This window comes from Streptomyces dioscori (assembly GCF_003024195.1).
Lineage (GTDB): Bacteria > Actinomycetota > Actinomycetes > Streptomycetales > Streptomycetaceae > Streptomyces > Streptomyces dioscori.
Genome location: NZ_KZ679044.1, coordinates 113617 through 127425 on the forward strand (window position 1 = coordinate 113617; position 13809 = coordinate 127425).

Sequence of the window (13809 nt, forward strand, 5' to 3'; positions counted from 1 at the left end):
CTTCGTCTGCGGGTCCGGCGGGGGCCGTTCGCGCAGTTCCCCGCGCCCCCAAGACCGCACCTGCGGGTTCGGTGGGGGTTGGCCGCGACGTTCCCCGCGCCCCTAAGACCGCGCCTGCGGGTTCGGTGGGGGTTGGCCGCGCCGTTCCCCGCGCCCCTCAAAAGCGGGGCTGCGCCCCTGCTTTTGCCCCTTCAGGGGCGCGGGGAACTGCGCGATCAGCCCCCACCGGGCCCGCAGGTGTCAGGGGTGGGGGTGCAGTGGGTCAGTAGGTCGGTGAGGGCGTTGTTGAAAGGTGTGGGGCGTTCGAGGTTCGGGAGGTGGGCCGCGCCCCGGACGACACACAGCACAGACCCCCGCACAGCCGCATGCATCGCCTCCGCATCCCCCACGGGAGTGAAGTCGTCGTCCTCCCCCACCACCACCAGCGTGGGAACGGTGACCCGAGTCAGCAGTTCCCGGTAGTCCGGCCGCTGCGCCCGCCCCCGCAGGGCCGCTGCGGCCCCCTCCGCCGACGTCCCCGTCATCATGCGGCGCACATGCGCCACGACCTCCGGGCGGGCGTACGGCGCGACCATCCGGTACAGGACCTCCTCGGCGTACCCGCCCATCCCCTCGCGCAGCAGCCGCTCGGCCGTCGCGGCCCGGGACATCCTTCCCGACGGCGTCTCCGCCGCCGGGTACGTGTCCGCCAGGAGCAGCCCCCGGATCCGCTCGGGGAACAGCCGGTAGCACTCCATGGCGATCTGGCCGCCCATCGACAGTCCGCCGAGGACGAATTCGGGTACCCGGAGTTCGTCGAGGAGGGCCGCCACGTCCTCGGCGAAGACGGAGAGCGGGGTGGTCCCGGGGACGACCGGGGACGCGCCGTAGCCCCGCAGGTCCGGCACGATCACCCGGCGGTCCGGGGAGAAGGCCGCCACCTGGGGAGCCCACATCGTGCGGTCGAAGGGGTGGCCGTGGATCAGGACAAGGGGCAGTGCCGTGGCGGCATGCGGGCCTTTGTCCTCGTATGCGAGGAAGGGAGCCATGATCGGACCCTAGGTCTCCTCAACTCCTCGGTGCAATAAGATCTTTGCTCTCGGTGCAATCCGGGTGGGATTCGCCTGTGTTCCAGGAAGGGGCGGCGTGGAGGACTACCGGCGTATTGCCGACCGGCTGGCCGAGGAGATCTACTCGGGGCGGCTGAAGGCCGGCGAACGGCTGCCGCCGCAGCGCGTGTTCGCCCGGCGCAGGCACATCGCGGGGTCCACGGCCGGGCGCGTGTACGGAGAGCTGGTCCGGCGCGGGCTCGTCGTCGGCGAGGTCGGGCGCGGCACCTTCGTACGGGCCGCGCCACCCCCCTCGGGCCGCGCCCTCGCGGAGGCCGCCCACGATCACGACCCTCAGGTGAAGGCCGATCTGGAGCTCAACTACCCGTCCGTACCGGGGCAGTCGGAGCTGATGGCCGACGGGCTCGCGCCGCTGCTGCGGGCCGACGTGCTGGGCGAGGCGACCCGTACCGTCCCGGCCACCGGCACCCCCGCCGCCCGCGAGGCCGTCGCGGGGCTGCTCGCGGGATCCGGGTGGCGGCCCGCGCCCGAGCAGCTCCTCTTCGCCGGGAACGGCCGGCAGGCCATCGCCGGCGTCCTCGCCTCGCTGGTACGGCCCGGTGGGCGGGTCGGCGTGGAGGCGCTGACGTATCCGCTGGTCAAGGAGATCGCGGAGCGGATCGGCTGCACGCTCGTGCCGCTCGCCACGGACGAGGAGGGGCTGCGGCCCGACGCCGTCGCCACGGCCCACCGCGCCGCGCCGCTCTCCGCCCTCTACGTCCAGCCGACCCTGCACAATCCGACCGGCGTGACGGCGGGCGACCGGAGGAAGCGTGAACTGGCCGCCACGGTGAGGGACTTGGACCTTCCCGTCGTCGAGGACCGTATCTGGTCCTTCCTCCATGAGGAGGGCGTGCCGCTCGCCGCGTACGCCCCCGAGCGCGTCCATGTCGTCGACGGGCTGTCGAAGCGGGTCGCGCCCGGACTGACCGTCGGTTTCCTCGTCGTGCCCGAGGATCGGGCCGGGGCGGTGGGCGGGGCCCTGCGGTCGGGCGGCTGGACGGCGGGGCGGTTCGCGCTGGAGGCGGGCACGCGGTGGATCCGGGACGGGACCGTCGAGCGGCTCGTCGGCAGGAAGCGGGCCGACGCGGCCCGGCGCCAGCGTGTGGTCGCGGAACTGCTCGCCCCGTTCACGGTCCGGGCCGACCCGTACGCGTACTACGCCTGGTGGGAGCTGCCCGCGCCCTGGCGCGCGGACACCTTCACGGCTGCCGCCGCCGCGCGCGGGGTCGCGGTCACCCCGGGACCCGCCTTCGCCGTGGGGCATGCGGGGCAGGCAGGGCAGGTGGGGTCGCAGGGCGCGCCGGACGCCGTCAGGCTCGGGCTCGCGTCGGTTCCGGTACCGGTGCTGGGACAGGCGCTGCGGACGCTGCGCGACGTCGCGCGCGGGCGTCCGTGAGCCAGGTCGCCAGCGCCACCGTGAGGCCGAGGGCGAGGATGAACCAGGTCGCGGTGCGCAGGGTCTCGGTGAGGGCGTCGTAGACCGCGCCCGCCGCGGCGCGCGAGACGTGCTCGGGCAGGCCCGCGAGGGTCAGGGTCCGGCCGATGACCGTGGCCAGCGCCAGCAGGGCGGCGCCCAGGGCCGTACCGAGCGCGGTGGCCGTGACGGCACGGCGGCGGCGTACGGCCAGCAGGATGCCGCCGAGGGCCAGGGCGACCGAGGCCAGCGGCAGCCAGAAGCCCGCGATCTCCAGCATGGGGAAGCCTTTCCGCAGGGAGCTGAGCTCCTGGGCGCCGAGGACCGTGACCTCGGTGTGCTCGACGGGGATGCGGTTCGCCAACGGCACGCGGTCGTCGGCCAGTTGGGCCTTGAGGCGGGCCGTGACCGGGGCCAGGTCGAGCGTGACGGCACCCTCGCTGTCGCTGCGCAGGGCCCGCAGGACGGCGTCGTGGGCGGCCCGGTTCGCCGTGGTCCAGGCCGCACGGAAGGCCTCCGTACCGGTGAAGGACCGCACCGCCCGGTGGACGTACGCGCGGACCTCCCCCTCCAGCGGCCCGACCTCGACCTCGCTCATGATCCCGTCCGTGACGGTGTCCGCGATCGCGCCCTGGACGTCGGGTCCGGCGGCGAGCGGCGCCATCGTGTCGACGTACCGCCCGGTGTCGCCGATCTCGTACTTCGCCCACGCCGAGAGCCCGCCCAGCGGCACGAGGACGCAGGCGAGCACGATCAGCAGCGCCGAGAAAACCTTTCGTAGCGCCGAGGGGGCAGGGCCGGTGTCTTTCCGCACCCCTCAAGGAAGGGCCTCGGCCGCGCCCTCCGCCATCGGGGCACGGCCGGGGTGACTGCATCCGGACGCGGATTGCGTTCTTCCGGGGGACCCGGGGCGGCCTTCGCCGAGTGCCGGAGGGTCGCTACGGCGGGTCGCTCCTAGGCCGTGGGCTGTGGGCCGTCGGCTACTTGCGGTTGTAGAGCCTCATCGTGACCGGGCCGAAGACCGCGACCAGTACCCCGGCCCAGCCCAGCGACCACGCGATCTGGGTGGCCGGCCAGGAGCCCTCCATCAGGCCGCGGACCGCCGAGGAGAGGTGGGTGACCGGGTTGTTGTTGACGAAGGCCTGGAGCCAGCCCGGCATCGTCTCGGGGCGGACGAAGATGTCGCTGAGGAAGGTCAGCGGGAACAGGATCATCATGCTCACGCCCATGACCGACTTCTCCGTACGCAGCAGCAGGCCGAACATCGTCCACACCCAGGAGAAGGCGAACGAGAAGACGAGCAGGAGGACGACGCCCGCCACCACTCCCTGGACGCCGCCGTCCGGACGGAATCCCATGACGAGGCCCACCGCGAGCATCACGACCGACGCGATCGTGTAGCGCAGGGCGTCCCCGAGCAGATAGCCGACCAGCGTCGACGGGCGCCAGATGGGCAGCGAACGGAAGCGGTCGAAGACGCCCTTCTCGATGTCGATGTTGACCGCGAGGCCCGTGTACATCGTGATCATCGTGACGGACATGACGAGGATGCCGGGGAGCAGGTACTGGATGTACTCCCGCGGGGAACCGGCGAGCGCGCCCCCGAACAGGTACGTGTACATCAGCACCAGCATGATCGGGAACGCGGTCACGTCGAAGAGCTGCTCCGGTACGTGCTTGATCTTGAGGATCGCCCGCCAGCCGAAGGTGAGGGACGTCTGCAGGGCGTTCGGGCGCGGCGGGCGCTCGCCGGCGACCAGGATCGCGGCGAGGCTCTCGGCGCGGACCGGCGCGAGGTCCGCGGTGTCCGCGGTTCCGGTTCCGGGGCCGGAGGACTGGGTCGCGGTGCTCATGCCGTGGCCTCTTTCTTCAGCGTCGGCTGGGGTTCGGGACGGCTGTCGTCCGGGCTGTCGTGAGGGCTGTCGTGCCGGTCGTCGGGCTTTCCGGTGAGAGCGAGGAAGACCTCGTCCAGGCTCGGCTGGCCGAGGGAGAAGTTGTCGACGGTGATGCCCGCGCGGGCGAGTTCGGCGAGAGCGCGGGACGCCTTCTCGGCGGCCGCGGCGCCGTCCGGGGAGCCGTTGCCGACCCGGGCCGTCAGCGCCACCGGATCCGGCTCCAACTGGACGTCCGTGCCCAGCGCCTGCCGCAGCACCCGTTCCGCCTCCGGGCGCCGGTCCGCGTCCCGCAGTCGTACGTGCACGGCGCCCGCGCCCACCGACGCCTTCAGCTCGCCCTTGGTGCCCTCGGCGATGACCTTGCCCTTGTCGATGACGGCGATCCGGGACGCCAACTGGTCCGCCTCGTCCAGATACTGGGTGGTGAGGAGGACCGTGGTGCCCTGGGCGACGACCGCCCGCACGATCTCCCAGACCTGGTTGCGGCTGCGCGGGTCGAGACCCGTCGTCGGCTCGTCCAGGAACAGCAGGTCCGGGGTGTTGAGAATGGACGCGGCGATGTCGATACGGCGCCTCATGCCGCCCGAGTAGTTCTTCACCTGACGGCCGGCCGCCTCCGACAGGCCGAAGGCGTCCAGGAGTTGGGCCGCGCGGTCGTACGAGGCCTTCTTGGCGTGGCCGGTCAGACGGGCCAGCAGCACGAGGTTCTCGGTGCCGGTCAGGTCCTCGTCCACGGACGCGTACTGACCGGTGAGGCTCACCCGGCTGCGGACCGCGTCCGCCTCCCGCACGACGTCGTGGCCGAAGACGTGCGCCTCGCCGCCGTCGGGGCGCAGCAGGGTCGCCAGCATGCGTACGGTCGTGGTCTTGCCCGCGCCGTTCGGGCCCAGCAGGCCGTAGACCGTGCCCGGCTCGATGCGCAGGTCCACGCCGTCGACCGCGCGGGTGTCGCCGAAGGTCTTCACCAGACCCGCGGTCTCGATGGCCGGCCCGGCCCAGTGGTCGGTGCGGTTGCTGCTCGTCATGTCGGTCCGCCCATCCGCGTCGTTCTGGTGACTGGTTCCGTGACTGTTTTCGGAATGCAGACCCCTGGGGCCGCGGAAACTCATCGGTGGGGCGGTGAGGGCCTTCGGGGACATGGGTACGGCGACGACAGGACGGGGCTCCGGCCGGCTGCCGGGCCCCGTCGCCATGCGTACTGGTGCGTGCTGGTACGTACTGATGCGTACTGATACGTGCCGGGCTCAGTCCTCCGTCGTGTAGTAGCGGTAGAAGACGACCGCGAAAACGCCCGCCGTGATCACCAGGGACAGGCCGACGGTCTTGACGATGCCGGCATCCGTGAGGCTGTAGACGAAGCCGAACGCGATACCCGCGAACGCCGCCCACGTGGCTGCGCGCAATTCGCGTGGCAGGCGGGGAGCGATGGTGTGGATGCCGTGTGCGGCCGCGGCGAAGGCGAGGGCGGAGATGACGCCCAGGAGGACGTTCCAGCCGGTGATCGGGCCTGCGTGGCGGGCTATGCCGGAGGTCCAGAGGCCGTAGACGATGCCGGCGAGTGCGGGTAGTAGGAGATTCGCTCTGAGCGGGATGGTGGGGTGGTGGGTGGTTCGTGGGCCGGTCCTTGCGGGTGCCGTGTGAGCCATGACAGCACTCCTCTCTTCCTCGCCCCTGCCTTCCAGGTCACACCTGGGGGATGGGGACGGCAAGTCGTGCGCGACGGCTACGCGGTTCCCGGGGCCCCTTGAAGGCGGGGCTGGGGTTCGGTGGGGGCCGATCGCGCAGTTCCCCGCGCCCCTCAAAAACGGGGCTGCGCCCCAGCTTTTGCCCCCGGGGCGCAGCCCTCAAGGGGCGCGGGGAACGGCGCGGCCAGCCCCCACCGAACCCGCAGGGGCCCCGCTAGGGGCGCGGGGAACGGCGCGGCCAGCCCCCACCGGACCCGCAGGGGCCCTGCTAGGGGCGCGGGGAACGGCGCGCTCAGCCCCCACCGGGCCCGCGGAGGCCCCGCTAGGGGGGCGCGGGGAACGGCGCAAACGGTCCCAGTCGGGCCCGCAGGTCGCAGCGTGGCCGGGGCCGCGGGGCCGCGGGGCCGGGAGGTCGGCGTGCGGGGCGGCGGTGTGCGTGCTTCGCTGGGCGGGTGAGCGGCGGCGCGGAGCAGAGCACCCGGGCCCAGCGGCAGCAACTGCTCCGCGTGCGCGGACGCAGCGTCGCCTGGGCACCCCCACTGCTCCTCCTCGCCGCGATCGCCGTGATCGACAGCAACACCTCGGGCGAGTTCAGGATCATCTCCTGGATCGTCCTCGTCCCCGGCATCGCGGCAGCGATCTGCGGAGTCGGAGGCACGGCCGTGTTCGCCGCCCTCGCCCTCGTCACGTACATCGAGGTGGACGCCGCCTGGCCGCACCAGGACCAGACCGGCCTGCCCGACTTCATCCTCGTCGCCGTGGGCGGCGCCCTGGCCACCATGGCGTGTGCCGTACGCGTGCGCGAAGAGCGCCGCATGCTGCACATGCGGGACGTCGCCGACACGACGCGCCGTACCGTGCTGCGCCCGATGCCCACCCCCTGGGCGGGCCTGGACCACGCGGCCGTCTATCTCGCCGCCGACAGCGAGGCCCGCGTGGGCGGCGACTTCTACGACATCCAGCCCGGCCCGCACGGCACCCGCGTCCTCCTCGGTGACGTACAGGGCAAGGGTCTGCCCGCGGTGGACGCCGCCGCCGCGCTGCTCGGCACGTTCCGGGAGTCCGCGTACCACGAGTCGTCCCTGGCTGTCGTCGCCGAACGGCTGGAGACCCGGATGCGCCGCCAGCGGCAGTACGTGGCCGACCTGGGCGAGGAGCCGGCCCGCGGTGTGGAACGCTTCGCGACCGCGGTCCTCGTCGGCTTCCCGCCGCCGGGCGCTCCCGGCGGCCACATCGAGGTCGTCAACTTCGGGCACGAGCCCCCGCTGGTGGCCGGACCGTCCGGGGTGCGCCTCCTGCCGCCCGGCGACGGCCTGCCGCTCGGTTTCGGCGGGCTGGCCGGTCCTGCCTCGGGCGTTCCGCCGGTCCGCCGGGTCCCCTTCGCCCCCGACGAGACCTTGCTGCTCGTCACGGACGGCGTGACCGAGGCCCGGGACGCCGAGGGCGCCTTCTTCCCGCTCCATGAGCACGTCGCCCTGGCCGTCTCCGTGGACCCCGGCCTCACCCATCCCCGCCACCTGGTGGAACTGGTCCGCGAGGGCACCCTCCGCCACAGCACGGGCCACCTGGTGGACGACACGACCATCTTCGCGGTCCGCCCGGCCGGTGCGGGTGGGTGAGTCGGCGGCCGAACAAACCGCCATCACCCACCCCCTATCGCCCCCACCGCAACCCCCTTTGCACCCGCACCGGTTACCGTGCTGCCGTGGTGATCGAAGGGGAAGCGAAGGGGAGGGGGACGGCGATGCCCGGAACCGTACTGCTGATCGCCGCGTCGCCGGCGGGCAAGGGCTGCCTCGTCGACGCCGCGTCCGTGCTCCCCGTACTCGCCGCGGTGGCCCCCTCCGTGCTCTCGGGCACCGACACCGCGAACGTCGTCGAACTCGCCGACCCCCTGCAGCCGCAGGCGGTCCTGACCCGGCTGCGGGCCGCCGCGACGGCCCCGGGACCGCTCACGGTCTTCCTCACCGGGCAGCTCCAACTGGACCGCAGGCAGCGGCGTCCGCATCTGGCGCTCGCCCGGACGACGCCCGCGACGGTCCGCTACACCGGCTTCCCGTGGCACTGGATCCGTGAGGAACTGCGCCTGCGCGCCCCGGGCAGTACGACCCTGCTCGTCGACCTGCACACCGACGCGGAGACCTGGCAGCACCTGGCGGGCCAGCCCCTCGCCGGGGGTCCTGGTGTCGCGCTGTACGGCCGCGTGGCCCCGCCGCCTCCGCGCCGCGCGCTGGCGGTTCCCACGTACATGAAGTCCCTGGCCACGATCCTGCGCAGCGGCCATCGTCCGCCGCTCGCGCAGCTCCACCAGCAGGCGCTGACCCGCTCGTACGGCGAGGACCCGGACTCCGCCCACCGGGACCTCGTACTCGCGGTCGAACCCAGGTACCGGGCAGGGGTCCCGATGCCGATGCAGATGCCAGTGCCAGTGCCAGTGCCAATGCCAATGCAGATGCCGGGGTCGGCGACGGCCCACGGGTACGCGGCGGCACCGGCGCCCGCCCCCATGCCCGTAACCGCCCCCATGCCCGGAACCGCATCCATGCCCGTGCCCGCGCCCTACCTCGCCGCCGTCCCCATGCCCGCGGCCCCGCCCGTCGCGGCCCCGCCTCCCGCGCCCGCCCCGGTGGATCCGCACGCCGAGATCACCGCCGCCGTGCAGAGCGGCCGGCACGCCGAGGCCGCCGTACTGGCCGAGCAGTGGGAGCGGACCGCGCTGCGGTCGTACGGGCCCGGCGCCGACGAGGTCGTGCACTGGATGGAGGTGCGCGCGGACCTGGCCATGTTCGCGGGCGACGCCGAGCTGAGCTGCCGGATCTGGCTCGCGGTGGCCGACGCGCGGCTGACCGCGGGGCAGCCCGCCGACGCCACCGGCGTCGAGGCGGCCGTCGACAGGGCGCACCACCAGTGGGGCCGGATCGGCGACGTGGCGCGGGCCCGTGAGCTGGGCCCCGCCCTGGCGGACCTGCGCGGACGGGTCCCCGGGCGCCGGCAGGGCGCGCTGGACGACATCCGACGCAACCTCAGCCGGCTCGGTACGCAGGTGAGTCCTTAGTCGCGCCTTGGCGGACACGGCCTAGCCGGCGAACATCTCCAGCGCGCCCGACACCAGCGTCCGTACGCCGGGCCCGACCGTCGCCAGATCGGGCGCGAAGTGCGGGCTGTGGTTGCTGGGGACGGCGGCGAGCTGCTCCAGGAGATCGCCCCCGGCCCCGGCGGCTGCCGCGTTCCAGACCTCCGCGGGTGTGCTCGTGACGAACCAGTACGCGTACGGGAGTGTGCCGCCCGCTCCGCCCTCCGCGAGGAGCGGGAAGTCCTCGCTGCCCATGACCGGGCCGAAGTCGAGGACCGTGCCCGCGCCGAAGACCTCGCCGTGCACGGCCGCGACCCGGCGGTCGGTGTCGGCGTCGTTCACGGTCACCGGGAAACTCCCGCTCACCGTCACGGTGGGTTCGCGCGGGCAGCCCGCCGCCGCGCACTCGCCCGCCGCGATCCGCCGGATCGAGGCGAGCATCCGCTCCCGTACCTCGGCGGACTGCGTACGGAGGTTGAGGAAGATGCGGGCCTCGGACGGGATGATGTTGTGCCGGGTGCCCGCCTCGATGCGTCCCACGGTCAGTACGGCCGACTCGCGGGCCGCGATCTCACGCGAGACGACGCTCTGTAGCCGCGTCACGATGTACGCGGCCGTCACCACCGGGTCCACGGTCGCCTCGGGCCGTGAACCGTGCCCGCCCACCCCGTGCACGACGATGTCGACGTCCGTGGACGCCGACATGATCAGGCCCGGCGTGTGCGCGAACAGGCCGGTCGGGCCGGGGGCCGCGTGCTGGGCCAGCAGGACGTCCGGGCGCGGGAAACGCTCGTACAGGCCGTCCGCCACCATCGCGGCGGCACCCGTACCGGTCTCCTCGGCGGGCTGTCCGACCACCAGGAGCGTGCCGGACCAGGTGTCCCGTCCGGCGGCGAGCGCCCCGGCGGCGCCGGTCAGCCAGGTGACGTGCAGGTCGTGGCCGCAGGCGTGCATGACACCGGGGTTCTCGGAGGCGTACGGCAGTCCGGTCTCCTCGGTGACCGGCAGCGCGTCCATGTCGCCGCGGAGGAGGACGGTGGGTCCGTCGCCGTTGCGCAGGACCCCGACGACCCCCGGGCCGCCGCTGCCGCCGACGCCCTCGGCGGTCTCGTACCCGGCCTCGCGCAGGCGTCCGGCGAGAACCCCGGCCGTGCGGTGTTCGCGGGCCGACAGCTCGGGGTGCCGGTGGAGGTCCCGGTACAGGTCCTCCAGCGCGGGCAGAGGGAGGTCGGCGGTGAGGTCCAGGGCGGTGCGGGCGGCGGCGGAGGGTCCGGCGGCGCCGGGTCCTGCGGCGTCCGGTCCTGCGGCGTCCGGTCCGGTGGCGGAGGGTTCGGTGGCGGAGGGTTCGACGGGAGGGGTCACCTCGTCAGCGTAGGCGGCGCGTATCACCCGTATGGCGGTGTTCGGCGCGGTCGTGGACGGGTGTCGCTGCTATCCACGAGGGAGGGGGACGACACCCACCGAAGGAAGTGCGGCATGGCAGGCACGCTCGCCATCAACTTCACCCAGGGGCTCGACGACGCCTGGTCGAAGATCGCGACATTCGTCCCCAAACTCATCGGGTTCCTCGTCATCCTGGCGATCGGCTGGGTCATCTCGAAGATGATCGCCCGCGTACTGGACCGGGTCCTGCGCAAGGTGGGCTCCGAGCGCCTGTCGGAGCGGGCCGGCACGGAACGGCTGCTGAGCGAGTCCAAGTACGACATGACCGGGATCGTCTGCAAGATCGTGTACTACGCGCTGATGCTGATCACGCTGCAGCTCGCGCTCGGTGTCTTCGGCGCGAACCCCGTCAGCGAGATGATCAACGGGATCGTGGCCTGGCTGCCGCGCGGCATCGTCGCCGTGGTCCTCGTGGTCATCGCGATGGCCATCGCCAACGGGGTCCGCACGATCGTGGGCAGCGCGCTGTCGTCCGTCTCCTACGGGAGGACGGTGGCGACCATGATGTGGGCCGCCATCCTCGCGCTGGGCGTGATCGCGGCGCTCGGCCAGGCGGGCATCGCGACGGCGGTCACCCAGCCGGTCCTGTACGCGGCACTCGCCGCCGTGGCGGGCATCCTGATCGTCGGTGTCGGCGGCGGCATGATCATGCCGATGCGGCAGCGGTGGGAGCGGTGGCTGGCCACGGCCGAGCGGGAGTCGATGAACGCGAAGGGGAGCATGTCGGCGTACCAGTCGGGCCGGGACGACGCGCTGCGCGGGCAGCCGGCCCGCGAGCGCACGGACCGGGCCGCAGGCCCGGACGCCGGCGGCGGCACCGGCTCGACGATGGACATGTGACGGCCGGAACCCACCTGCGGCCCGGTGGGGGCGGGCCGCGCAGTTCCCCGCGCCCCCAAAAGACGAAAGGCAGGGGCGCAGCCCCGCCTCTCGGGGGCGCGGGGAACTGCGCGCTCAGCCACGTACGACCCGCACTCGGTCACTTCAGGGGCGCGGGGAACTGCGCGAACGGCCCCCACCGGCCCGCAGGCGCATGCGGACCCGTACGATTCCCGCCCCCCACGGCTAGTGGTCGCGCTGGGGTGGGATCAGCCCATGCAGGTCGATCAGCCAGCTGATCGCCGTCAGGCGGCACACCGCGTAGTCGTGGCCCACCGGCTCCCGCCAGTCCGTCTCCGCGAGCCCGTCGAGAAAGCCGAGCGCGTAGTCCGTGAGGGTCTCGCGGTCCGGCGGCGGCGGGACCAGACCGGGTCCCGCCGAAGCCAGCCGGTCGCGCAACTCCGCCACATGCTGGTCCACCGCCGCCGTGAACGCCGGCTCGAACGCGAACTCCGCGAAGCGCGGCGCGTACGTGCGGACGATCTCGACGAGGGGCGTCGGAGGGGCGGCGGATGACATTCGTCCACCGTAAAGCGGGTGGAGTGCTGTCAGGAGGGGGATTTCGGATGGTTTCCGTCACATCGTGGCAGGTGGGACTCGTGGGACCCGTCAGAGCGGCGGATGGGCCGGCGCCGGCCCCAGGGTCGTCGTCCCCGGCGCGGTGCGGTGTCCGAGTCCCGTCCGGTACGCGTCCAGCGCCGCGTCGATCCGCCCCGTACGCCGCAGCAGGTCCCCGAGCAGACGGCACAGGTCGGCCAGATCCCCCGCCGCGCCCGCCCGCTCCAGCAGGCTGAGCGCGCGCACGTAGTGCTCCTCGGCCGTCTCGGTGTCCCGGCTGTCCTCGGCGATGATGCCGAGCAGCCGGTGCGCGCCCGCGGAGTGGACGGCCCCGCGCTCGCTGCTGAGATCGCCCAGTACGCCGTGCAGGAGCGTCGCGGCCTCCTCCGACTTGCCGCGCCGGTGGAGCACGTCCGCCAGTTCCACCGCGACCTGGCTGGTGTAGAGCGCGGCGCGCTGCGCGGAGTGCATGGCCTGCGCCTCGCGCAACTCGCTCTCGGCGCGCTCCAGATCGCCGTTCTGCGCGTACAAGTACCCGCGCATCCAGTGGCAGTTGGCCAGTTCGGTACGGATCTGGAGCTGCCGGTACAGTTCCGCCGCCTTGCCCAGGGACGCGTCGGCCTCGGCCATCCGCCCCTCGGCGATCATCGTGCGGGCCACGGACCGGTGCATACGAGCCAGCAGCGCGGGGTCGCCGACCTGCGGGGCCAGCGCGAGCGCGAACTCCGCCGCCTGCGCCGCCCGCGCGTGCGCCCCCATGTCCATGTAGGGCGCGATCACCGCCGCGTAGAGCAGCAGCAGGGCGTCCGGGTCGTGCAGTCCGCCCTTGTTCAGCTCGTCGATGGCGGATTCGAGCAGGTAGCAGGCGTACCGGAGTTCGCCCGCGAGGTAGTGCGAGACCGCGCGCCCGCGCAGGGCGGGGACCCGGACGGGCAGCGGTTCGTCCGCCAGCCGTTTCTCCGACTCCTCGAAACGCGCTCGCGCCGTCGTCAGGTCGCCGGTGTCCATGGCGCACTCGCCGAGGCCGAGCAGGGCGGCGGCGCACTCGGCGTTGAGGCCGTGGGCCTGCGCCTCCGCGAGCAGCGCGGTGTACTGCTCGGCGGCGATCTCCGCCTCGCCGGTCGCCAGCGTGCGCTGGGCGTCGGTGAGCCGCAGCCGCAGGTCGGTGGCGAGGTGGGCGGGCCGCCCGGTGGCCAGTTCCTCGTAGGCGACCCCGAGCCGTTCGGCGATGTGCCGCAGTGCCTCCTCGGAGGGCCGTACGCGTCCTGCCTCCAGCGTGGAGACGTACGCGGGGGTGTAGGCGGGTTCCGCCAGTTGTTTCTGTGTCAGCCCGCGTTCCGTACGCAGTTGCTGCACTCTGCGCCCGATGATTCCCGGGTCGTCGCGCTCGGCCATGGCGTAAGCATGCCAGTAAGTCGACTTACTCCTGCCCGCTATCCAACTTCCTGTTGAAACGGTCAAGTTAAGTCTTGTGGACAGGCTCGGGCAGGCCGTCGATCGGCTCAATGCGGCCCTTGCCCCGGAGGCGAACACGCCCTAGGTTAAGCGGCGCGTTAAGCGCACGATGAAGCACATTTAATACGCTGGCCTACGTTGACGTTGCGAGGTTGTCGCCGTGTTCCGACGCATTGCCACGCGCTATCTTCCGGCTCGGTTCATCGCGGCGTTCGGGGCGGCCGTGGTGGCTTTTGCCGCGCTTGTCAGCGCGGCGAACGCGGTTCCTCACTGAGGGCTCCGCCCGGGGTCGCTTTTGCGGGTGCGGGCCGGTGGG

12 protein-coding genes are annotated in these 13809 nt (G+C 72.9%); 4 read left to right on the forward strand and 8 right to left on the reverse strand.

Going from position 1 to position 13809, the window contains the following annotated elements; all coding sequences use genetic code 11:
- Positions 1 to 215: 215 nt before the first annotated feature.
- Positions 216 to 1028, reverse strand: coding sequence for an alpha/beta fold hydrolase (locus tag C6Y14_RS19075; RefSeq protein ID WP_107017936.1), 813 nt, complete (start codon positions 1026 to 1028; stop codon positions 216 to 218).
- 97 nt (positions 1029 to 1125) lie between these two features.
- Between C6Y14_RS19075 and C6Y14_RS19080 the strand changes: the two genes are divergently transcribed.
- Positions 1126 to 2487: an aminotransferase-like domain-containing protein gene (locus C6Y14_RS19080; protein WP_107017937.1), complete on the forward strand. Its 1362-nt coding sequence runs from the start codon at positions 1126 to 1128 to the stop codon at positions 2485 to 2487.
- On the opposite strand, the gene C6Y14_RS19085 is transcribed toward C6Y14_RS19080, so the two are convergent.
- The 4 genes from C6Y14_RS19085 to C6Y14_RS19100 all read right to left on the reverse strand — a co-directional run bounded on the left by C6Y14_RS19085 (position 2402) and on the right by C6Y14_RS19100 (position 6046).
- Entirely contained in the window at positions 2402 to 3319 is a 918-nt protein-coding gene (locus C6Y14_RS19085; protein ID WP_107017938.1) for a hypothetical protein, read from the reverse strand. The genes C6Y14_RS19080 and C6Y14_RS19085 overlap by 86 nt on opposite strands.
- Before the next feature lie 166 nt (positions 3320 to 3485).
- Positions 3486 to 4358, reverse strand: coding sequence for an ABC transporter permease (locus C6Y14_RS19090; RefSeq protein WP_107017939.1), 873 nt, complete (start codon positions 4356 to 4358; stop codon positions 3486 to 3488).
- Entirely contained in the window at positions 4355 to 5425 is a 1071-nt protein-coding gene (locus tag C6Y14_RS19095; protein WP_107017940.1) for an ATP-binding cassette domain-containing protein, read from the reverse strand. The genes C6Y14_RS19090 and C6Y14_RS19095 overlap by 4 nt, the downstream gene beginning before the upstream one ends.
- A gap of 219 nt (positions 5426 to 5644) precedes the next feature.
- On the reverse strand, positions 5645 to 6046 hold the full coding sequence (locus tag C6Y14_RS19100; protein ID WP_107017941.1) for a hypothetical protein: 402 nt from the start codon (positions 6044 to 6046) through the stop codon (positions 5645 to 5647).
- A 491-nt stretch (positions 6047 to 6537) separates the two neighbouring features.
- On the opposite strand from C6Y14_RS19100, the gene C6Y14_RS19105 reads away from it, so the two are divergent.
- Positions 6538 to 7704 (forward strand): PP2C family protein-serine/threonine phosphatase, encoded by a 1167-nt coding sequence (locus C6Y14_RS19105; protein WP_107017942.1) that lies wholly within the window; start codon positions 6538 to 6540, stop codon positions 7702 to 7704.
- 125 nt (positions 7705 to 7829) lie between these two features.
- Positions 7830 to 9140 carry a hypothetical protein gene (locus C6Y14_RS19110; protein WP_107017943.1) on the forward strand — a complete coding sequence of 437 codons (1311 nt, stop codon included), beginning with the start codon at positions 7830 to 7832 and terminating at the stop codon, positions 9138 to 9140.
- A 21-nt stretch (positions 9141 to 9161) separates the two neighbouring features.
- On the opposite strand, the gene C6Y14_RS19115 is transcribed toward C6Y14_RS19110, so the two are convergent.
- Positions 9162 to 10403 carry an amidohydrolase gene (locus C6Y14_RS19115; protein ID WP_107018215.1) on the reverse strand — a complete coding sequence of 414 codons (1242 nt, stop codon included), beginning with the start codon at positions 10401 to 10403 and terminating at the stop codon, positions 9162 to 9164.
- Positions 10404 to 10634: 231 nt separating this feature from the next.
- On the opposite strand from C6Y14_RS19115, the gene C6Y14_RS19120 reads away from it, so the two are divergent.
- Positions 10635 to 11441 carry a mechanosensitive ion channel family protein gene (locus C6Y14_RS19120; RefSeq protein ID WP_107017944.1) on the forward strand — a complete coding sequence of 269 codons (807 nt, stop codon included), beginning with the start codon at positions 10635 to 10637 and terminating at the stop codon, positions 11439 to 11441.
- A 225-nt stretch (positions 11442 to 11666) separates the two neighbouring features.
- Here C6Y14_RS19120 and C6Y14_RS19125 read toward each other — a convergent pair whose 3' ends face one another.
- The gene (locus C6Y14_RS19125; RefSeq protein ID WP_107017945.1) at positions 11667 to 11999 is read right to left on the reverse strand and encodes a DUF6401 family natural product biosynthesis protein; all 333 of its coding nucleotides are present in this window, start codon (positions 11997 to 11999) and stop codon (positions 11667 to 11669) included.
- 90 nt (positions 12000 to 12089) lie between these two features.
- A complete protein-coding gene (locus tag C6Y14_RS19130) occupies positions 12090 to 13433 on the reverse strand; it encodes a helix-turn-helix domain-containing protein (RefSeq protein ID WP_107017946.1) in 1344 nt (447 codons plus the stop codon).
- Between the last annotated feature and the right edge of the window lie 376 nt (positions 13434 to 13809).

Bases quoted from the DNA above. Each gene is read 5' to 3' on its own strand.
- C6Y14_RS19120 (WP_107017944.1), top strand. From the start codon at position 10,635: ATGGCAGGCACGCTCGCCATCAACTTCACCCAGGGGCTCGACGACGCC.
- C6Y14_RS19075 (WP_107017936.1), bottom strand. From the start codon at position 1,028: ATGGCTCCCTTCCTCGCATACGAGGACAAAGGCCCGCATGCCGCCACG.
- C6Y14_RS19110 (WP_107017943.1), top strand. From the start codon at position 7,830: ATGCCCGGAACCGTACTGCTGATCGCCGCGTCGCCGGCGGGCAAGGGC.
- C6Y14_RS19090 (WP_107017939.1), bottom strand. From the start codon at position 4,358: ATGAGCACCGCGACCCAGTCCTCCGGCCCCGGAACCGGAACCGCGGAC.
- C6Y14_RS19095 (WP_107017940.1), bottom strand. From the start codon at position 5,425: ATGACGAGCAGCAACCGCACCGACCACTGGGCCGGGCCGGCCATCGAG.
- C6Y14_RS19130 (WP_107017946.1), bottom strand. From the start codon at position 13,433: ATGGCCGAGCGCGACGACCCGGGAATCATCGGGCGCAGAGTGCAGCAA.
- C6Y14_RS19100 (WP_107017941.1), bottom strand. From the start codon at position 6,046: ATGGCTCACACGGCACCCGCAAGGACCGGCCCACGAACCACCCACCAC.
- C6Y14_RS19125 (WP_107017945.1), bottom strand. From the start codon at position 11,999: ATGTCATCCGCCGCCCCTCCGACGCCCCTCGTCGAGATCGTCCGCACG.